The organism is Paenibacillus sp. FSL R7-0273, assembly GCF_000758625.1.
Taxonomy (GTDB): domain Bacteria; phylum Bacillota; class Bacilli; order Paenibacillales; family Paenibacillaceae; genus Paenibacillus_AQ.
In genome coordinates, this window is sequence record NZ_CP009283.1 from 4357645 (window position 1) to 4379037 (window position 21393).

The window sequence follows — 21393 nt, forward strand, 5'->3', positions numbered from 1 at the left end:
GCTATTCCCCCTTCCCTGTCAGGAAATAAATCGTATCCAGCTGGAAGGTGCCGGCAGCAGCCTTGACATCTTCTGCACCCGTGCTGTCCACCTGAGCGAGCAGCTCCTGGGCAGAACGGTCTTTTCCGGACAATTGGCGGTTGAAATCGAACGAGATCAGCTCAAAGGCGGAATCCTGGATTTCGGACAAAAGATTGCGGATCATCGCCTTGGTCTGATTCAGCTCCAGATCACTGATATTACCGGCCTTCAGCTCATCGAGCTGCTTGCGGATGATATCGACTGCCTTGCCGTAATTCTGGTTCTCTATACCAGACTGAATCGTCCCGATTCCCTTATGCCCGTCGTAGCGCGAAGAAGCATAATAAGCCAGGCTTTCCTTTTCACGGACGTTAACAAACAGCTTGGAATGCGGATAGCCGCCCAAAATTCCGTTATACATCAGCGCTGAGGCATATCTGTCGTCTGAGTAAGTGATTGAGGTACGCAGCCCCATGTTAAGCTTGCCCTGATTGACATCCAGCTTCTCCTCAACCGTGCGGACCTCTGATACGGTTACTGGCTTAAAGTTGGAAGTGTAAGACTCCACCTGCTTATGGCTGCGGCCAAAATGGCGGATGACCAGCTTCTCGACTTCTTCCGGAGTAGTATCGCCGACAACATACAAATCCAGAATCGCCCCGTCCAGCCAAGCTGTGTACGATTCATACAGGCTTTTCGGAGTGATTCCGTCCAGATCGGCTCTTTGGCCAAGCGGATGCAGGCGGTAAGGCTCCTGGCGGCACATCTCCTCAATGCAGCGTTCAGCGGCATAACGGATTTTGTCGTTCACAATGGCTTCCAGCTTCTTGCGCACAGTCTCGCGCTCGGTAGCAACGTAGGAGGCGCGGAAGCTTCCATCCTCCAGCAGGGGACGGGTCAATACCTCGCCGAGAAAAGCAAACGATTCTCCCAGCAGGCTTTCCTTGCTCTGTACAAAAGAATCATTGATCGTATCCATCCGGAACTGGACAATCTGATAATCGCCCCGTTTGTAGATGTCGAAGCCGAAGCCTGCTCCGTAAAGCTCTTCCAGCCGTTCGCGGAACTGTGTCGTTTCCGGGTAAGTGGCCGTGCCTCTGCGGAGGACAAAAGGAGCAAGTGCCGTTGCTGTCACTGTGCTCTCATCCAGGGGTACTCCGGCATAGAGGGAAATGGCGAACGTTTTGAACGCCTTGGTCGGCAGCACGTGGATACGCATGCCTGCAGCGTTGCCATGTTGAAATCCATTGTTTGTCAAGTTCCAAAACTCCTTTACGGCGTGGATAGATGCTCTACAATTTAAGTTTATGAAGTATTATCCATTCTAAACCATTCCAAAGTAAGGAAGCAACCGGCAGAAGAATTACCGGTTGCTCTGAGTCAGTGTATAGTGGCGGAGTACTGTGCCGATAGCAGCGGTTTAGCCCTATTTTACATACAGAAGATATGCTCTCCTATCGTCATAACCTGCGGCCGGGTCCAAATCCACTTAGAGGTTGCTGTCTTCGGATTAAAATAGTACAGGCAGCCGCCCGAAGGGTCCCAGCCGTTGAGTGCCTGCTGAACTGCCTTGCGGGCTTGTTCATTAGGCTCCAGGTAAATCTGCCCGTCAGCTACAGCCGTGAAAGCGCCGGGCTGGAAAATAACGCCGGAAGGCGTGTTGGGAAAGCTCGGAGATTTTACCCGGTTCAGGATTACCGCGGCCACCGCCACCTGGCCCTCAAACGGCTCTCCGCGTGCCTCACCGTAAACGGCATTGGCCATGATCTTCAGATCATTTTCGGACAGGCCCATTGTATTGCCTGACGACAGCTCAGCACCGCTGTTCTTTTTAGCAGCGTTGCCGGTTTTGGCGGTTGTGTTCCCGGTGTTCTTTTTGGCTGTGGTAGTTGAGGGCTCTGTCGGTTTCCATGCTTTGGTCGCATTGTACAGCTTCAGCTTTGTTTTAGCCCCGACGATCCCATCTGCCTTCATTCCGAATTTCCACTGGAACCAGGTTACTGCATTTTTGGTTTTTGCCCCGAACTGGCTGTCGATCTTCCCGCCGTAGTACCCCAGGTGCTTCAGCCGGCCCTGCAGTTCATATACATCCTGCCCGGACGAGCCTACCTTCAGCGGGGTGGTCCCGAAAGCCGGCAATGCTTCTTCTTCCCCGGAAACAGGGCTGACAGCTTCAGTCTGCGGATTTGCATAGGCTTCCTGATCCTTAAAGAATAACCCTGCAAACGGTGCAGCCGCCAGTGCCAGCGTCATTAAGGCTAATATCCATTGCTTTTGTTTTTTCATTGGAGTCGCTCTACCTTTCTATTGTAAGTTCAACATGGATGGCTAAAGTTATTATGACGACTGGCAGGACATCCTATGCATGGGCATAAGAGTAAGCGCACTTACTTATGATTCCGGGAGTAACAGACACAGCAAAATAACCCCACAAAGTGTAGAAAATCACGGATGTTGACTCAGATACTTTGCGGGGACCCCCATAACTTATAAATCGCAAAAAGCACCCTTTCTGCTAAAAGAAAGAGTGCCCTGCCTGTACTATTTATATGTCTGTCTAAGAGCTGATCCGGTTCTGCTGATACTGCTCCAGAGACATCAGAACTTCACGCGGCTTGCTGCCCTCGTAAGGCCCGATGACCGACCGGGCTTCCATGGCATCAATCAGCCGGGCGGCACGGGTATAGCCTACGCGCATCCGCCGCTGCAGCAGTGAAACGGAGGCCTGCTTCGCTTCCAGAACAATCTGCACAGCCTGCTCATACAGCTCGTCCTGCGGCTCCTGGTCTTCTGAAACCATATCATCCACCTCAGGTACCAGCGTCTCGTCATATTCAGCCTCACCCTGGCTGCTGACGAACTGTACAATGGTCTCCACTTCCTGGTCGCTCATGAAAGCGCCCTGGACGCGGACCGGCTTGGAGGCTCCCATCGGAAGGAACAGCATGTCTCCGCGCCCCAGCAGCTTCTCTGCACCAGGCATATCGAGAATCGTCCGTGAATCCACATTCGAGGATACGCCGAAGGCAATCCGGGAAGGGATATTCGCTTTGATCAGCCCCGTGATAACGTCGACGGACGGACGCTGAGTGGCAATAATCAGATGGATGCCCGCCGCACGCGCCATTTGGGCCAAACGGCAGATTGCATCCTCCACATCATTAGCAGCTACCATCATCAGATCGGCGAGCTCGTCCACGATAACGACAATATAAGGCAGAATAGCCGCCGGGTTATCCTTCATCAGATTGTTGTAGCCTTCCACGTTGCGTGTTCCTGATTTGGAGAAGAGCTCATAACGTTTCTCCATCTCCACTACGATCTTCTTGAGGGCCAGACTGGCCCTTTTCGGATCCGTTACTACCGGGGCCAGCAAATGCGGTATGCCGTTATAAACATTGAGCTCCACCATCTTAGGGTCAACCATCAGGAACTTGACCTCGTCAGGCTTGGCTTTGTATAGAATGCTGGTGATAATTCCGTTAATACAAACCGACTTGCCTGACCCGGTAGCCCCTGCCACGAGAAGATGGGGCATCTTCGCCAGATTGCCGATAATGGTCTGTCCGGAAATGTCGCGTCCGAAAGCAATGGACAGCCGGGATTCGGCATCCTGGAAGATCTGCGTCTCCATAACCTCTCTCATCGTAACCACAGAAACCTCAGGATTCGGTACCTCGATGCCGATTGCCGACTTCCCGGGAATCGGCGCTTCCATCCGGATATCCTTGGCCGCGAGCGCCAGGGCAATATCATCGGTCAGATTGACAATCCGGCTGACCTTGACCCCGATATCCGGCTGAATTTCGTAACGGGTTACGGCAGGTCCGCGCACCACTTCAAGCACTTTGGCCCTGACTCCGAAGCTCTCCAGGGTCGCCTCCAGCTTGCGGGCAGTCTGCATGTAATCATTCTGATCCCCTGCCTTGCCCCCGCCGTTAGGCTTGGACAGCAGGCGGAAGGGCGGCAGCTTGTATGGCTTAGGCGGCGGAAGAAGCGGCGGGGCCGGAACCGGCTCCCCTCCCTCGGCTGTGCCAAGCAGGCCATCAAGCTCCACTGTGACCTCTTCGTCCGGAATATCGGATGTACCCGATGGCTCGACTGCTGCCTGACCGGAGGAGCCAGCAGGGCTGCGCGTTCCTGCGCTACGGGCAGCCGGGGAAAACCCGCCCCACTCTTCCCGTTCTTCCTCACTCAGGCCCTCTGAACGGATGTGTTCAAAGAAATCCCGGATAATCGGGGTTACAGGCTCCACCTCCTCTTCGGAAGGCTCATAAGCGGAAGGATCATCAGATACTGCACGTGTAATATCTGCCTCCAGCCCGGAGATAACCGGAAGTACAGGCGAAGCTGAGCTGACAGCTCCTCCGTCAGCCTGCAGGCTCTGCTCTGAACCTTCTGTGTGATCCGGAGCATTGGAAGCGCCGCTGAGCCATCCTCCTATCCTGCGGAAGAACAGCGGCTGGCTTCTTCTCGGAAGCGACGGCTCGTCTTCTTCATCCTCGTCCTCCTCGATGTCAGGAGGAGCCGCTGCTGCGGCTCTGCCCGCTCTTGATTGACGCGGGGCTACCGGAACCGCAGCAGGGCGGTTAGCCGCCCGCTGCCGGAGGCTCTCCAGCAGCTTCACAGAGCGTACCCGCAGCAATGAGAACAGCTCCACATAGGAAAGGTTGGTAACCAGCATGAAGCTGATCGCCAGCATGACAATCATAATCAGCTTCGCGCCCAAGGTGCCGAACAGCCACAGCAGCCCGGCGAATACCAGCGCGCCTAAATATCCGCCGCTGATATCCTTACCCAGCAGATAGACACTGCTGTCGCTTGCACCCGGCTTCAACGCGCCGGAAAGATCATTATGTATTTGTGCCAGCACATTGCCGGGATGAAGCATGTTAACAGGCCCCAGCTTCTGCTGCATGGCCGATATGGAACTCATCAGGCATAACGACAGCACCAGCAATACCGCCCCGGTATAACGGCTGTTCCAGCCGGACGGCCACTTTCTGTTTATCATTACCATCAGACCGTAGATAATGCCAACGAGCGGCAGGACAAAATAAAATCTGCCCAGCAGGTAGCCCGCCATACTGGACAGAGAACGCCCTACTGCTGCTTCGCCGGATAGAGCAATTACCGAAATAGTAATAAGCATAATGCCGTAAATTTCATATTTAAGAACGCTGCCGATTGTCGCTTTTTTCTTTGACTTTCTCTTTCTCCGTTTAGCCACGCCAGCCACCCCCGGCAACATTATACCATATAATGGCGTGGCGTACCTATGTTCTGTTCTGTAAAAAAATGCAACTTCATGCCGTTTACTTATTTATCGTAATCAACAACTGCACCGGGAGCGAACGCCGGATCAAGATACTTGTCCAGCGGACACTGCAGCAGCCGTATAATCCTTGCCTGTCTGCCTTCCAGCGGCTCCACCTGCATCAGCATTCCACCGACTGTCACCTCCTGCAGCTGCTGCCCGTTGCTGTAGGCCCCCTCAAACATTTGCTCAAGCGGTACAACGGTATAGAAGGTCATTGCGGCAGCCCTCCCTGTACTAATTCACCGGCTGCAGTCTGGATGGAAGAACCGGCAATCATCCGGTTTAGATGGGCAAGGGCGGCACCAATCCCGCCTACCTCATCCATCAGCCCGAACTTGACTGCATCGTAGCCGCCGACGGCAGTACCGATGTCACGGTTCAGCTCACCCGTTTTGAACATCAGATCCTTGAACATCTGTTCACTGATCCGGGAGTGGGAGGTAACGAAGCGAACCATCCTCTCCTGCATCCGTTCCATATATTCAAAGGTCTGCGGCACACCGATAACAAGCCCGTTCATCCGGATCGGATGAATGGTCATCGTTGCGCTCTCGGCAATGATGGAGTAGGTTGACGCTACTGCAATCGGCACACCGATGCTGTGCCCGCCGCCGATCACCACGGTAACTGTCGGCTTGGACAGGGATGCAATCATTTCGGCAATGGCCAGACCCGCTTCTACATCGCCGCCGACTGTATTCAGAATGATCAGGAGGCCTTTAATATTCTTATTCTGCTCAGCTGCGACCAGCTGCGGAATGATATGCTCGTATTTGGTTGTTTTATTGTGCGGCGGAAGCACGAAATGCCCTTCGATCTGTCCGATAATGGTCATGCAGAAAATATCCGGCTCTGCACTCGGTACTGCCGTCTGGCCCAGTTCTTTAATCATATTAACAGCAGGCGGCACTGCTTCAGGAACGGCCGGCTTGGTTTCCTCCGGCTGCATCTCACCATTATTACCTGTTTCTGATCCCTGCATCATTGACATCTACAGCTCACCCTTTCCGCTTACAGCTTATGTGAAGCTGCAGCCATACTGACTAAGCTTAGTATGACATTTTCGGTTAGCCGCTTATGCAAAAATGGTGTTTTACATTTAGTACCTGTCTGCAACTGCCCCGAGCACTGCGCCGCGGATATAATTCTTGCCCTGCAGGCTGCTCAGGCCGGAAGCCGTACCTGTAACTACTACTCCCAGAATACGTACATCGGTTGCATCCGGCTCGGCCTTATCTTTTTTCAGATTCTGATGGATCTCCTTATACTCCTCATAGTATATGTCCTTGCCAGCTAACCCGTATCGAACGTTATCGACAAAGTCCTGCGGTGTCACCTTGTAACCATCACGGCTGTTTCCGAAGCCGTATACCCCATACCCGGCCATTGGCAAAGGATAACTTGTTCCGCCGTCCCCGTCATCCCGGGGTTCAAAATGAAAGCCTTTGCGTTCACCGTACGTATCCACCCAATACCATACCTGTGCTACTCCTGCAGGCAGCATGTCCTGTACCTCCGCAAACGAATACGCTTTATCAAATGACAATGACATTTCTGCAAGCTTCCCGGGCTCCATTTCACTAAGCAGCGAAAGATCATTAAAAATCTTACCGTTATAATCCACCTCTGGAATATAGTACAGCATCTCCCGCTGCCCATTGTAAGGGTTATACTGTCTGCCGTATTCATAGCCGGCCTGCTCCAGCTCCGAATTGCTGACTGTCAGAGGCGATGTACCGCCATATGCGCCTGTAGTAAATGGAAACCACCATTCATTGTAGTTAATCCATTCTTGCTTCCAGGGAATAGGAACACCTTCGATAATTTTATAGGTGTTGGTTTCCAGCACACCGGATAGAAATCCCCGCGTATCCTTATACCCTGATTCATATTCATTAGGGCTGGCAATCATCCTGTATCTCCACTCACTCATCAGGGTCTCAGATGACCTGTGGTTCACCATCTGGGCAGCACCAAAAAATATAGCGGTTAAAGTCACAAGGACAACAGCTAATGAAATGATAATACTGCGTACCATACTTTTGCGTTTAGCCTTCTTGAGCACCTGCGCCAGCTGTTTATCCTCTTCTTCATTCCATGGGGCAGTCAATGTGCCTCACCTCCGTAAAATTGTTGAAACTGTTGTCTGGCCCGGTATAAAGACGCTTTAACCGTCCCTTCACTGATTCCCAGCAGTGCTGCGATTTCTTTGTACGTGAAGCCCATCTCGTATTTGAGCAGGATCAGCTGCCGGTTCGCCGGAACCAGCCGGTTCAGCGTCTCCTCTATCCGTTCCTTCTGCTCACGCTGTAATAACTGTGACTCCGGCTGCTCCCTATCCGGCGCTGCCTGCTCCTCTGCCTCCATGGTGTACTGGAACCGTTTATGTCTGCGGCACAAATCATAATAACGGTTAATCGCAACCTTATAGAGCCAGGCGCTGAAATTACGCTCTTCAATCCCGCTGATATACTGCAGTGCCTTGCAGACAGTATCCTGTACGATATCCTCCGCATCCTCAGGCGCTGCGCCCAGACGGATCAGGTATCTGCGGATCTCGACCATCTTGGCCCCCAGCAGCTGTTCCTTCAGCTTAGCCCCCATTGTGCACCTCCCTGGCAGTATAACGATTGAACGGAGGAAATGTTGTTAACCTGCTGCAAAAAATAACAAAAACCCCTCCTCCCCAGGAAACCGTCCAATATTTCCGGGGGAGAAGGGGCTCTTGAGCCCTGCTTATTTAAATAGAAGAAGCTATCTTCTTACACTTCCATAATGATCGGCAAAATCATCGGTCTGCGGCGCGTCTGTTCGTACAGGAAGCGTCCGAGCGAATCTTTGACGCTGGTCTTGAGGGAAGCCCATTCGTTGACCTTCTCGCTCATCAGGCGCTGCAGCGTGCTGGATACAATGCGGTTGGCTTCATCCAGCAGTCCTTCGGACTCGCGGACATATACAAAGCCGCGGGAAATGATATCCGGCCCGGAGACAATCGCTCCATTCTGCTTGCTCAGCGTTACAACAACTACCAGGATACCGTCCTGGGACAGCAGCTTGCGGTCGCGCAGTACGATGTTACCCACATCGCCGACACCCAGACCGTCAATCAGCACGTTACCGGCAGTAACCTTACCGGCTCTGCGGGCTCCGCCGCCCTGAATTTCAATGACTTCACCAATTTCGGTGATGAAGATATTGCTTGGCTCCACGCCGACGGATTCTGCCAGAAGCGCATGTCTGCGCTGCATCCGGAATTCACCGTGGATTGGAATGAAGTATTTCGGCTTCATCAGGTTAAGCATTAGCTTGAGCTCTTCCTGGCTGCCGTGGCCGGATACGTGAACGCCGGAGTTCGAGCCGCTGTAGATTACATTGGCACCGAGGCGGAACAGTTCATCAATGGTACGGCCAACATATTTCTCGTTGCCCGGAACCGGAGTTGCCGCAATGATAACGGTATCTCCCGGCAGGATATCCACCTTACGGTGACTGGAGCGGGCCATGCGGGTAAGTGCCGACATCGGCTCTCCCTGGCTGCCTGTGCAGAGCACAACAACGCGGTTAGCAGCCATGCGGTTCATTTCCTCAGGCTCAATCAGCATACCGTCCGGTACATGCAGATAGCCAAGCTCGGAAGCAATGGCAACTACGTTAACCATGCTGCGTCCGATTACGGTAATCTTGCGGCCGGTGGATTCAGCGGCATTAACCACCTGCTGGATGCGGTGCACGTTAGAGGCAAAGGTCGCCACAACTACACGCTGGTCAGCCTTGCGGAAGATATCCTCCAGCACGATGCCGACATTCTTCTCAGAAGGTGTAAAGCCCGGCTTCTCAGCATTGGTGCTGTCTGACATAAGGGCAAGCACGCCCTTCTGGCCGATTTCGGCCATCCGGTGCAGGTTCGCATATTGCCCGTTAACCGGTGTATGGTCAAATTTGAAGTCACCTGTATGAACAACATTACCTTCCGGTGTCTCAATGCATACGCCTACAGAGTCCGGAATACTGTGGTTAGTTCTGAAGAAAGTTACCTGCAGGGAAGTTCCCAGGTCAATAACCGAATCTTCATTGATCAGAATGCGCTTTGTTTCGCCAAGCAGATTGGCTTCCTTCAGCTTGTTCTCGACCAGGCCGAGTGTAAGTCTTGTTCCGTATACGGGAACATTCAGGTTCTTGAGTACATACGGCAGTCCGCCGATGTGATCCTCATGTCCGTGAGTGAGGACAATCCCTCTAACCTTGTCACGGTTCTCTGTCAGGTATGAGATGTCTGGGATAACAATATCAATACCGAGCATATCCTCTTCCGGGAATTTGAGTCCTGCATCCACGACCACAATGTCGTTAGCATATTGGACTACATACATGTTTTTACCGATTTCCCCGACCCCGCCCAAAGCGAAAATCGTTAGCTTTTCGTTGTTGTTATTTTTTTTGGACAAATGAATCTAACCCTCCTATGATGTTGGACGTCACCCTTTTATTGGCAAATCATTAAGCTTCATATTTCAGCGGCGCTGAACACTTTGTTCAAATTGCCGATAGCTTCCATAAAGAACAGGGATATCGCCTTAAGTCTGATCATGCCTCTGCTGTGCAATGCGAAAAATCCCGAAATCAAGCAGTGAGTAGCTTCTTTAGCCGGATAATATCCGTCAAACGCCACTGCCGCGCCCCTCGCGCAAAAAAATCAACAGCAATAGCACAGACTTGTACAAGGACCTACCCTGTCTCACAATGTAAAATAAACATTGACGGAAGATTACCGCATATTTAATTAACCGCACCCAGTCACTTAAGAACATTATACATGATTTTTTTGGCAAAAGACAAGTCATCCGCTATGTAAGCTTATTCTTTCCTTAAAATACAGGCATTATTTGCGAAAAAGTTCAAGCTGGGTTCTCACGAAAAATGCAGAAAGGCATAAAAAACCGGCCCCCTGAAAAGGGATGCCGGCTAATGCATTTACATTCTAAGAACAAATAACGGGCTATTTCAGCAGAGCCTCGATAAAAGCGGCCTCGGCCTCATCCGGTCCGACCAGCGGGAGCCTTACAGAGCCAACGTCCAGTCCGCGCAGCGACAGTGCATACTTGACCGCGGCCGGATTCGGCAAAGGCTGAGGACACTCGAACAGACCCTTAAATACCGGGAACAGCTGACGGTGAAGCTCTCCGGCGCGCTTAACATCACCCGAAACATACGACTGGATCATCTCTGACATCTGCGAGCCAATGATATGGCCTGCCACACTGATAATTCCGTGCCCGCCGACAGCTAATGTAGCCAGGCCGGCGGAGTCATCCCCCGTATAGACATGAAAATCCTCACGGCAGGCTGTAGCGATCAGCGTAATCTGGTCTACAGACGCGCATTCCTTGGTGGCAACGATATTCGGAATGTCTGCAAGCCGCAGTGTTGTTGCCGCACTCATACTGACGCCTGTACGGCCGGGAACATTATACAGGATGCAGGGCAAGGCGGTGCTTGCGGCAATGGCCGAGAAATGCTGATACAGCCCTTCCTGATTCGGTTTGTTGTAATAAGGGACGACCAGCAGGACACCGTCCACGCCGATCTTTTCCGCTTCCTTTGTAAGATGTATGGAATGTCTGGTGCTGTTGGTGCCGGTTCCGGCTATGACTTTACAGCGTCCGTCTGCTTTGTCCAGCACAAAGGAAAACAGCCGCAGCTTCTCCTCATCGGTTAAGGTGGGCGATTCCCCCGTCGTGCCGCAGACAACCAGCGCTTCGGATTTCTGCTCTTCGATCAGATAATCGACTAACCGGAAGGTCATCTCCCAGTTAATTTCTCCTTCCCCGTCAAAGGGGGTTACCATCGCAGTGATTAGTCTTCCGAAATCCACTTTGAATTCCTCCTTGTCAGCGGTGCAATTCAAATTTGGTATGCAGCGCACGCAGCGACTGCACCATATCTTCTTTTTTCACGAGAACCCAGATTGTGGTATTCGAATCCGCAGACTGCAGGATCTGAATATTCTGCGAGCTGAGCGCCTCAACGATCCGGGCCATAATGCCCGGCACGCCGTTGATTCCGCCGCCGATGACCGAAACCTTGGCGCAGCCGGACAGGCTCTTTGGCCGCAGCCCGAGCTCCTGCAGTGCAGCAATAGCCCGCTCGGATTTGTCGTCATTAACGGTATAAAGCGCCTCAGTAGGCGTTACATTGATGAAATCGACACTAATGCCGTTATCAGCCATGCTTTTAAAAATCTGCAGCTGTACGCCTGTGCCGTTCCCGTCAGGGCATTCCACGGAAATCTGCGTAATATTGCTCACATAGGCAATCCCGGTTACAAACCGGTCTATAACACCGTTGGAAACATCATTGAACCCTTCGGGATGGGTGACAAGCGTCCCCTCCAGCTCGGAGAAGGTCGAGCGCACACGCACCGGAATATTGGCCTGCATGGCAATTTCCACGGCACGAGGATGAATCACCTTTGCCCCCTGGTAAGCCATATTACAGATTTCGGTATAGCTGACATAGGTCAACGGCTTCGCATCTTCGACAATCCGCGGATCAGCGGTCAGAATTCCGTCAACATCGGTGTAAATATCGACCATATCTGCACGGAGCGCCGCTCCAAGCGCAGTTGCCGACGTATCACTGCCGCCTCTGCCAAGAGTCGTGAAATCCCCGGCTTCGGTCTGACCCTGGAACCCGGTTACTATTACTACTTTATGCTCGCGCAGTTCGCGTAGAATCCGTTCGGTGCGCACATCGAGAATTCTGGCATTTCCGTAATTGCTGTCTGTCAAAAAGCCTGCCTGTGCCCCTGTCAGCACAGTGGAACGGATGCCCTGCTCTTCCAGCAGTCCGCAGAGTGTGGTTGCCGAGATAATCTCCCCGCAGCACATCAGCAGATCCTTCTCCCGGTCAGGCAGCGCGTTGCCGTTCTGCACAGCCCAGTCCAGCAGGGTGTCTGTGGCATAAGGCTCGCCTTTGCGGCCCATAGCCGAGACTACTACTACCAGGCTGAATCCGCTTGCGAGCTCCCGTCTGACATGACGGATGACATGCTCTCTAGCCGCCGGTGTCGAAAGTGAGGTGCCGCCGAATTTTTGCACTAAAATACCCATTGTATAATTCCTCCATTACTTCTCTAACAAGCTCAAAAAGTGTTGAACCGCCCTCAAAATGAGGACGGCAAAAAGTAAACCCTATGATAAGCCTGCTCCACGCAGGCCTCAAAGCTATGCTGAATGAAACCGTTCGATAATCATCGGCTGCAGCTGTTTGCCCTGCAGGGCGGCGTAGCAGGCTTCAGGAATCAGTTCCATGCGTGCTACAAGCGAATTGGGCTTGCCCTCAGGGTTATCCTGGCCGAACGGCACAAAATAAATATGTTTGGCTACCAGAAGCTTCGCAATATTCGCCGCATTCAGCCCGAGCCCGTCATTAGTGGAAATGGCCAGCACAAGCGGCCGACCGTTGCGCATCTGCGATTTCGCAGCCATCAGGACAGGGCTGTCAGTCATGGCGTTAGCCAGCTTGCTCGTCGTATTGCCTGTGCAGGGAGCTATTGTCAGCACATCGAGCAGCTTGGATGGACCCAGCGGTTCCGCATCAACAATTGTAGAAATGATATCATTCCCCGTTATATCTTTCAACTGTTTTAGCCAATTTTCCGATGTGCCGAACCGGGTATCTGTATTCAGTACAGAGGAGGATACAATCGGCACAACCTTTGCGCCCCCGTCCATAAACCGCTGAATCTGCGGCATCACCTCAGCAAAGGTGCAGTGTGAGCCGGTAATCGCGTAACCTACTGTTTTTCCGTGCCAATCCATTTATTGGTCCCCCTTGTTTAGAATCTCCTCCGAGATCGACTGCACCAGCGCATTGCCCATAATCATCCCGGCGCTTTTCGGGGCGACAATCCCTGGCAGACCGGGGGCAAGCATCGCCTTAATGCCGCGCTTCTCCGCATACCGGAAGTCACAGCCGCCGGGAGCTGAGGCCAGATCGATAATTACGCACTGCCTGGGAACCCGGGTAAGAATCTGTGCCGTAATAATCATGTTTGGTATCGTATTAAAAATCAGATCCGTATCACTCACCTGCTGCAGCAGCTCCCCGGTCATAAACGGCTTCCAGCCCATCTCCGCCGCCCGGGCAAAATGCTCCTGCTTCCGCACGCCTACCTTCACTGTGGAACCGAGGCCCTGCAGCGCCCTTGCCATAGTAAAGCCGGTACGCCCCATTCCCAGCACCATAGAGGTAGAGCCATGAATGGTAAAATCAGTATTCTGAATGGCCATAACCAGCGCGCCTTCCGCTGTCGGAATCGAGTTATAGATCGCTACATCGTCCCGGTTCAGTAGCTCCACCAGCTTCAGCTTATGCCTTGCGCACAGGCTTCGCAGATAGCTTTTGGCGATGCCCGTATATACTGTACAGCCCGCCGGCAGGGCCGCAGCATGCTCATCCAGCAGCTGCAGACGGCCGGAGGAGAACAGCGCATTGATGTTTCCTTCTTCATCACAGCCTACTGTAGGCAGCACCAGCACATCAGCATGGCTTAACAGCTCAGGCGACAGTTGTTCCAGGTTAACCCCCGGGCTAGGGGCATCCCATTTCTCGAATCCGGCGGCGCTGACCGCCGCATCCATATCCACACATTTTCGAATCACTTCAAGCTGTCTCGCGTCCCCGCCCAGGAACACGATCCTGATGCCAGTAAGCATAGGGATGACGCTCCTTTCCACATACACATTCGACTATAAAGCATCTTATGCCGGGTCCGTCGGATGGGTGAAGAGCGGAGCAGAATTACTGGGCGGTCCACATAAGTCACAGAAAATCACCAGAAATCATCCTATAGTTAGTTAAAAATGGTAAAGGAGAAACCAGAACATGAAAGCGAAATGGAAGCTGGCTGCACTGCTGCTGGTATCAGCGGCCGTTGTGGCAGCCGCATCGATCTATATTACATTTGCAGATTCCGGGGATAAGGGCGGACAGGCAGCCGGAGCGTTCATAAAGCCGGAGCAGATGAAGCAGGATCTTGACTTTTTAACTGAAACGCTGGTTCAGGTTCATCCCGCCCTGATAAACGGCTGGAGCAGCGGACAGCAGCAGGCAATCAGCGAGGCATATGAAACGATTCAAACGGATCAGACTGAGGAAGCCTTTCACTTTATCGTCAATACCATCACTTCACTGCTGCACGACGGGCACACGAATATGTACTGGGAGCTGCAGAATCAGAAATTGCTCGACCTTCCGCTGTTCTGGAGCAAGGATGGGCTTGTGGTAACGGAAGACCGGGGAACACTTCGCAACGGCGACATTGTTACCGCTATGAGCGGACGCAGCATAGATGAGCTGGAGCGGGAGCTGGCCGGAATTATTCCGGCTGAGAACAAGCAATGGGTCAGAGTGCAGGGAACCAGCCTGCTGAGGGCAGAATTTATGCTCCGCCATCTGGGGCTGGCTGCAGATAATCAGGTTGAGGTAACCGTAAAACGGGGAGCCGGAACGATTTCAGAAACACTAGAGCTTGCAGATAAGCTTGCACATAAGGAGTACCGTCCTTATCCTGCAGGCGATGTCCCCTTTTCCTATTCATTCGAGGACGAGCTGTCGTTGGGCATTTTTCAGCTGAATACGTGTGTAAATAACAGAAAGTATCAGGTAGCGGTCCAGCAGTTTTTTGATGAGGTTAAATCGCGGGGCATCCAGCATGTTGCGGTGGATCTGCGCAGTAACGGGGGCGGTGACTCATCCGTTATCAATGAATTTCTTGCTTACACGGATGTTGAGTCCTATTACAGCTACGGCTCTCTTGTCCGTTACTCCCCGCAGGTTAAAAAAGCTTACGGGGCGGATCAGGATAGCGGGATAGTGCAATCACCAAGGCAGCTTATCAAGAACGTCCTGAAGACAGATTCCCCTTACAAAGGAAAGCTGTATCTGCTGACGTCTGCGCATACCTTTAGCTCAGCCAACATGTTCGCTGTCATTGTCCAGGATAACGGCCTGGGCCGGATTATCGGTGAGGCAACGGGCAACCAGCCTTCATCGTACGGGGATATTTTAACCTTCCAGCTCCCTGCCTCCGGCATCCATTTTCAGACTTCTTTTAAGCAGTTCACCCGGTCAGCACCGGAACGTGATCCAGCAGATTCCCTGCAGCCGGACATTGAAGCCTACACAACAGCCAAAGATATTATCGAGCGGCGTGATGCCCAGCTGGAGATGCTGCGTGAGATTGTGCGTGCAGACCTGAAACTGAAATAGCAGCGGCAAATAAAGACTTTGCAGCAGAAAAAAGCTTGCAGACAGCCCCCTAATAGGCGGGTTATCTGCAAGCTTTTAGATGTGCAATAAATCCTTACTTCCCGGTATGGCCAAAGCCGCCGGCTCCGCGCTCCGTTTCAGACAGCTCTTCCACTTCCACCAGCGTCACCGCCGGAACAGCCTGGAACACCATCTGGGCAATCCGCTCATTGCAGGCAATCGTAAAAGGCTCCTGCCCCAGGTTGATCAGCAGCACCTTAATCTCACCGCGGTAATCGGCATCGATCGTTCCCGGTGTATTGAGGCAGGTAATGCCGTGCTTAAAAGCAAGCCCGCTGCGCGGGCGGATCTGCGCCTCCAGCCCGTCCGGCATCGCCAGGGCAATACCTGTAGGAATTAGGGCGCGCTCGCCGGGAGCAAGCACGACAGGCTCAGCTACTGACGCATGCAGGTCAAAGCCTGAAGCCTGCTCCGACATTTTGCGCGGCAGCTGTACATCTTCGTTACCCGGAAGCTTATTGATTTGAACGTGATAAGACAAGATCATCTCTCCTAACATTGGCAATCGCTTTATCTGTTGAGCCGACCATCGCCAGTGCGAGAGGTTCAGCAAACATATGGTCCAGCAGCCGGTTCACATCGTCCATCGTCACCCGGCTGATTTTGTCAATCATATCGTCAAGTGTATCATGTCTGCCCAGCATCAGCTCATTTTTACCAATCCGGTTCATCCGGCTGCTGGTGCTTTCAAGGCTGAGAATCAGGCTGCCCTTGAGCTGCTCTTTACCTTTTCTCAGCTCATCCTCACTGATGCCCTTCACAGCCAGCTCCTGCATCATTTCCTTGACCAGCTCAGTTACCTCTTTAGTCTGCTTGGGCGCAGTTCCCGCATACACGGTGAACAAGCCGCTGTCCGCCTGGGAGCTGTGGTACGAGTATACCGAATAAGCCAGTCCGCGCTTCTCACGGATCTCCTGGAACAGGCGTGAGCTCATTCCGCCCCCGACCGTATTGTTAAGCAGCACCATCGGATACTGCAGCGGTCCGCCGCTCTGCACGCCCGGCAATGAGATACAGATGTGGTTCTGCTCGGTTTTTTTGCGGTGGAACAGCAGTCCGCCCTGATAATCAGGCGCTGTCAGCTCTGGAGCCTGGCCGTGATTGTCGAAGGCGCCGAAATGACGCTCCAGCAGGTCAATAAGACCGTCATCGATGTTGCCGGCTACACTGATCACTGTATTTTCAATCGTATACTGCTCGTTCATGTAGGCGCGAAGATCGTCGGGCGTCATTTCCAGCAAACGCTCTTTGAGGCCGAGTATTGAATAAGCCAGCGGATGCTCACCGTAAGCGGCTGCACACATCAGATCATGCACCAGATCATCCGGCGTATCCTCGCACATGGCGATTTCTTCAAGAATGACGTTTTTTTCCTTAGCCAGCTCTTCAGCATCAAACTTTGAGCGGAAAAACATATCGGAAAGCACATCCACCGCGATCGGCAGATGCTCATCGAGCACTTTTGCATAATAACACGTATATTCCTTCGAGGTAAAGGCATTGACGTTGCCGCCGATGGCATCGAACTGCTCTGCTATATCCTTGGCGCTGAAGCGCTCGGTGCCCTTAAACAGCATATGTTCAATGAAATGGGAAATCCCGTTGTTCAACGGGTTCTCGTTACGGGAACCGGTTCTGACCCAGATTCCAAAGGAAACGGACCGGCCGGTGGCAATCTTTTCAGTAACCACCCGCAGGCCGTTTGATAATACGATTTTGTCCAATTCTGCGTCCTCCTGGCATAGCCCTGTTTCTGTTCTGACTATTTATTAAGCGAGTTTAATCCTACCAGAAAATAACGGCTCACTCAACATCACCGGGTATAATCCGCTCTGCTGACAGCGTCTGGCTCACAGTTCCGAGCTTCAGGCCCTTTGCCTTAACCGCCCGGATCATGCCCCTTAGCGCTTTAGAGGAAGAGGCTGTCGGATGCATCAGGACTAAGGTTCCCGGCTCTGCTCCGGCGCCGATTTTGGCTACTACGGATTCTGGCGCAGGATTGCGCCAATCCACCGTATCCAGCGTCCACAGCACCGTCTTCAGCCCCAGGGCTGCTGCAATCTCTACCGTCTCCTGGTCGTAATCCCCTGAAGGCGGGGCAAACCACTGGTTGGTGACTCCCAGACTCTCTTTTAACAGCAGCTGCGTCTTCTGTATCTCAGCTGTTGCCCTTGCCCGGCTTAAGGTGCTCATATTCGGATGCGTATAAGCATGGTTCTCCATTTCATGTCCGCGCTTCAGCATCTCTGCGGCAAGCTCTTTGTTCTTGCTGAGCCAGCTTCCGTCCAGGAAAAAGGTCACCTTCACCTGTTCCTCGTCCAGAATATCCAGCATCGGCTTAATATACTCATTGCCCCAGGCCACATTGATCATAAAAGCTACCATGGGCTTGGCCGGATTGCCGCGGTAGATCGGATGGGCTCCCAGGTCATTTAAAGAAACCTTCGGCTGCGTCTGGCGGTAGACCAGCTTCAGCCCTTCTCCAGGCCCCTGCAGCAAGGTGCTCCGGTAAGTCGCCTCTACATCCACCTCCAGGCCGTTATAGCCCGGAATAGCCTTCCATACACGGTCTACAGCAGCATCCACCGGCGGTGAGTTCAGCTCGGCTGCTTTTTGTTCCACCTGTGTCCGCAACTCATTAGCACTCTGCTTCCCCGGTATAGCAGCTGTAACGGCAAGAGTCTCCTGCGGCTTGAGCTCAGCCAGCATCTCCTTTACCGGACCGCTGGTGCTGCCTATTCCGATTACTATAGCTATACAGGCCAGCACAAGCGCCGCTTTGTCTGTCTTCATGCGTTCTCCTCCCCGGCCAGATACGGTCTACACAGTCCCGCCAGCGCGCATACACGGACAGGACCCTTTGTCCCAGCCTATGAAGAAGAACAGAAGAATAGACGTAAGACACAACAAAAAAGAGCCAGAATGCATAAGCTTCTGTCTCTTCTTCATACATATCCTTAGACCGGTATGTGAAGGCTTAGGCCTTCGCTCCGCTCTCTGCAGTCAATACTGCCTTACGCGACAGGTTAACACGGCCCTGCTGGTCGATTTCGGTTACTTTTACAGTGATGGTATCACCGATAGCAACAACGTCCTCAACCTTGGCTACGCGCTCTGTGGACAGCTGGGAAATATGAACCAGGCCGTCTTTGCCGGGAATCAGTTCGACAAACGCACCGAATTTTTCAATACGGCGGACGGTTCCCACATAAATCTCGCCAACCTGAACTTCCTTCACGATACCTTCGATGATACCGCGGGCCTTCTGGATCATCGCTTCATCGGAAGAGCCGATAAATACGCGTCCATCCTGCTCGATATCGATCTTCACGCCGGTTTCCTCGATGATTTTGTTGATGATCTTGCCGCCGGCACCGATAACATCACGGATCTTGTCCGGGTTGATGTTAATGATGATGATCTTAGGCGCATATTGGGACAGGCTAGGTCTTGGCTCAGCGATGGCTTCCAGCATTTTGCCGAGGATGAACATACGTCCTTCTCTGGCTTGTTCCAATGCTTCCTTCAGGATTTTGCGGTCAATACCGGCAATTTTGATATCCATCTGGATTGCAGTTACGCCTTCAGCAGTACCTGCTACCTTAAAGTCCATATCTCCGAGGTGATCTTCCATACCCTGGATGTCTGTCAGGATGGATACATGCTCCCCGTCTTTGATCAGACCCATTGCTACGCCGGCTACAGGAGCCTTGATCGGTACGCCCGCATCCATCATCGCCAGGATACTGGCACAGATGCTTGCCTGGGAAGTCGAACCGTTGGATTCAATAGCTTCCGATACCAGACGAATGGTGTACGGGAATTCTGTTTCGCTAGGGATAACCTTGGAGAGGGCGCGCTCACCCAGTGCCCCGTGGCCAATTTCGCGGCGGCCCGGTGCTCTCAGCGGACGGGCTTCCCCTACGCTGAACGGCGGGAAGTTGTAATGATGCATGAAGCGTTTGGTTTCAGTCGGATCGATTCCGTCAAGAATCTGCACATCACCAAGCGCACCAAGTGTACATACGCTGAGGATTTGTGTCTGTCCGCGGGTAAAGAGCCCGGAACCATGTGTGCGAGGCAGCAGTGCCGTATCACATTCAATCGGACGGATTTCATCCAGCTTACGGCCATCAGGACGCACTTTATCATGCGTGATCAGGCGGCGCACTTCATCTTTGACGATATCATGCAGCACTTCTTTTACATCCTTCAACAGCTCTGGTGTCTCTATGTATTTCTCAACGAAATACTCCACTGTCTCGCTGTTGACCAGATCGATGGCATCCTGGCGCGCATGCTTCTCAGCAATCTTAACAGCCTCAACCAGACGGTCTCCGGCAAAAGCACGAACCTCAGTATTCACGTCTGCATTAACCGCATGAAGCTTCACAGCCATCTTTTCTTTACCGGCTACTGCAACAAGCTCCTCAATGACAGCTACAATCTTGCGGATTTCTTCATGCCCGAACATAATGGCTTCCAGCATCACGTCTTCCGGCACTTCGTTTGCTTCTGCTTCAACCATCATGATAGCTTCTTTGGTTCCCGCAACCACAACGTAAATGTCACTGGCTTCCTGCTGGGCAAGATCAGGGTTAATGATGAACTCGCCATTGATGCGGCCAACAGCCACTCCGCCGATCGGTCCGTCAAACGGTACATCAGAAATGCTCAGGGCAGCAGAAGTACCGATCATCGCAGCGATGTCAGGCGCACAGTTCTGATCCACACTCATTACCATGTTCAATACTTGAACATCGTTACGGAAGCCTTCAGGGAACAGAGGGCGAATCGGACGGTCAGTCAGACGGCTGGACAGGATTGCCTTCTCGCTTGGTCTGCCTTCACGTTTGATGAAGCCGCCGGGAATTTTACCTACAGCATATAATCTTTCTTCATAGTTCACGGTAAGCGGGAAAAAATCCAGATCCTTAGGCTCACTGGAAGCAGTAACCGTACACAATACCGCAGTATCTCCGTAGCGCACCATAACAGCGGCATTTGCCTGTTTGGCCAGGCGCCCGGTTTCCAGCACAAGGCGTCTTCCGCCAAGCTGCATTTCTACACGTTGTTCCATAAATTCCCTCCTTGATTGGTAATATTTCTGTATTCATTCTACAAGCAAAAACGGCTTGTCCTCCTATAGAAGGTAAAGTAGCCGTTTTTGATAATTATATCCTTTTGACAGCTGGAAAAATCTCCGTAAATTTTCAAAAAGCAACCCGGCTGTCCCGCTGTCGATCGTAAGAAGGACATACGGTATACAACCAGGCTGCTTTAAGGTTACTCTTATGGAAATTAGCGACGCAATCCCAGTTTTTCGATCAGGGCGCTGTAACGTCTGATGTCTTTGTTCTTCAAATACGCCAGCAGTTTACGACGTTGTCCAACCATCTTCAGCAGTCCGCGACGGGAATGATGATCCTTCTTGTGCGTACGCAGGTGGTCAGTCAAATTAACGATGTTCTCCGTAAGGATAGCAACTTGCACCTCAGGGGATCCAGTATCGGATTCATGAGTTTTGTGCTCGTCAATCAATTGGTGTTTACGTTCTTGAGTTAATGCCATCCTGTTCACCTCCTTCATTATAATCGCCAGTAGCCTCGTCACCGTCGGTGAGAACGTGCAACCAAGCTAAGGTTATGATGCTGTCATTCCAGCAACGTTTATCAGTATAGCATCTTCGCAGACAAAAGTAAACGCATGTCCGGCAGAAG

The 21393-nt window shown here is 52.4% G+C and carries 18 protein-coding genes; 1 reads left to right on the forward strand and 17 read right to left on the reverse strand.

Annotation, left to right across the window (positions count from 1 at the left end):
- Window position 1: 1 nt before the first annotated feature.
- The 12 genes from yfmF to dpsA all read right to left on the reverse strand — a co-directional run bounded on the left by yfmF (window position 2) and on the right by dpsA (window position 14058).
- Entirely contained in the window at window positions 2-1240 is a 1239-nt protein-coding gene (gene yfmF, locus R70723_RS18525) for an EF-P 5-aminopentanol modification-associated protein YfmF (protein WP_179088024.1), read from the reverse strand.
- A 212-nt stretch (window positions 1241-1452) separates the two neighbouring features.
- Window positions 1453-2307 (reverse strand): spore cortex-lytic enzyme, encoded by an 855-nt coding sequence (sleB, locus tag R70723_RS18530; RefSeq protein ID WP_039874159.1) that lies wholly within the window; start codon window positions 2305-2307, stop codon window positions 1453-1455.
- Between the two features lie 271 nt (window positions 2308-2578).
- Window positions 2579-5251 carry an FtsK/SpoIIIE family DNA translocase gene (locus R70723_RS18535; RefSeq protein WP_039874162.1) on the reverse strand — a complete coding sequence of 891 codons (2673 nt, stop codon included), beginning with the start codon at window positions 5249-5251 and terminating at the stop codon, window positions 2579-2581.
- A gap of 89 nt (window positions 5252-5340) precedes the next feature.
- Window positions 5341-5556 (reverse strand): YlzJ-like family protein, encoded by a 216-nt coding sequence (locus tag R70723_RS18540; RefSeq protein ID WP_039874165.1) that lies wholly within the window; start codon window positions 5554-5556, stop codon window positions 5341-5343.
- Window positions 5553-6332: a ClpP family protease gene (locus R70723_RS18545; RefSeq protein ID WP_039874166.1), complete on the reverse strand. Its 780-nt coding sequence runs from the start codon at window positions 6330-6332 to the stop codon at window positions 5553-5555. Before R70723_RS18545 ends, R70723_RS18540 begins: the two co-directional genes overlap by 4 nt.
- Before the next feature lie 108 nt (window positions 6333-6440).
- Window positions 6441-7451: an anti sigma factor C-terminal domain-containing protein gene (locus R70723_RS32175; protein WP_052421381.1), complete on the reverse strand. Its 1011-nt coding sequence runs from the start codon at window positions 7449-7451 to the stop codon at window positions 6441-6443.
- Window positions 7448-7945, reverse strand: a complete 498-nt coding sequence (locus R70723_RS18555; protein WP_039874167.1) for an RNA polymerase sigma factor — start codon at window positions 7943-7945, stop codon at window positions 7448-7450. Before R70723_RS18555 ends, R70723_RS32175 begins: the two co-directional genes overlap by 4 nt.
- A 158-nt stretch (window positions 7946-8103) precedes the next feature.
- Window positions 8104-9786: a ribonuclease J gene (locus tag R70723_RS18560; protein ID WP_039874168.1), complete on the reverse strand. Its 1683-nt coding sequence runs from the start codon at window positions 9784-9786 to the stop codon at window positions 8104-8106.
- 551 nt (window positions 9787-10337) lie between these two features.
- On the reverse strand, window positions 10338-11213 hold the full coding sequence (dapA, locus tag R70723_RS18565; RefSeq protein WP_039874170.1) for a 4-hydroxy-tetrahydrodipicolinate synthase: 876 nt from the start codon (window positions 11211-11213) through the stop codon (window positions 10338-10340).
- 16 nt (window positions 11214-11229) lie between these two features.
- Window positions 11230-12450: an aspartate kinase gene (dapG, locus tag R70723_RS18570; protein ID WP_039874171.1), complete on the reverse strand. Its 1221-nt coding sequence runs from the start codon at window positions 12448-12450 to the stop codon at window positions 11230-11232.
- Window positions 12451-12564: 114 nt separating this feature from the next.
- Window positions 12565-13161, reverse strand: coding sequence for a dipicolinate synthase subunit B (locus tag R70723_RS18575; RefSeq protein WP_039874172.1), 597 nt, complete (start codon window positions 13159-13161; stop codon window positions 12565-12567).
- Complete coding sequence (gene dpsA, locus R70723_RS18580; RefSeq protein WP_039874173.1) at window positions 13162-14058, reverse strand: dipicolinate synthase subunit DpsA; 897 nt, start codon at window positions 14056-14058, stop codon at window positions 13162-13164.
- Window positions 14059-14227: 169 nt separating this feature from the next.
- Between dpsA and R70723_RS18585 the strand changes: the two genes are divergently transcribed.
- Window positions 14228-15613 carry a S41 family peptidase gene (locus tag R70723_RS18585; RefSeq protein ID WP_039874174.1) on the forward strand — a complete coding sequence of 462 codons (1386 nt, stop codon included), beginning with the start codon at window positions 14228-14230 and terminating at the stop codon, window positions 15611-15613.
- Window positions 15614-15707: 94 nt separating this feature from the next.
- Here the strand turns inward: R70723_RS18585 and dut are convergent, their stop codons facing one another.
- The 5 genes from dut to rpsO form a co-directional block, all read right to left on the reverse strand.
- Entirely contained in the window at window positions 15708-16160 is a 453-nt protein-coding gene (dut, locus tag R70723_RS18590; protein ID WP_039874175.1) for a dUTP diphosphatase, read from the reverse strand.
- On the reverse strand, window positions 16129-17397 hold the full coding sequence (locus tag R70723_RS18595) for a M16 family metallopeptidase (protein WP_039874176.1): 1269 nt from the start codon (window positions 17395-17397) through the stop codon (window positions 16129-16131). The genes dut and R70723_RS18595 overlap by 32 nt, the downstream gene beginning before the upstream one ends.
- Before the next feature lie 79 nt (window positions 17398-17476).
- Entirely contained in the window at window positions 17477-18466 is a 990-nt protein-coding gene (locus R70723_RS18600) for a polysaccharide deacetylase family protein (protein ID WP_039874177.1), read from the reverse strand.
- Window positions 18467-18650: 184 nt separating this feature from the next.
- Window positions 18651-20753, reverse strand: coding sequence for a polyribonucleotide nucleotidyltransferase (gene pnp, locus R70723_RS18605; protein WP_039874178.1), 2103 nt, complete (start codon window positions 20751-20753; stop codon window positions 18651-18653).
- A 221-nt stretch (window positions 20754-20974) separates the two neighbouring features.
- Window positions 20975-21244: a 30S ribosomal protein S15 gene (gene rpsO / locus R70723_RS18610; protein ID WP_019910460.1), complete on the reverse strand. Its 270-nt coding sequence runs from the start codon at window positions 21242-21244 to the stop codon at window positions 20975-20977.
- Window positions 21245-21393 lie beyond the last annotated feature (149 nt).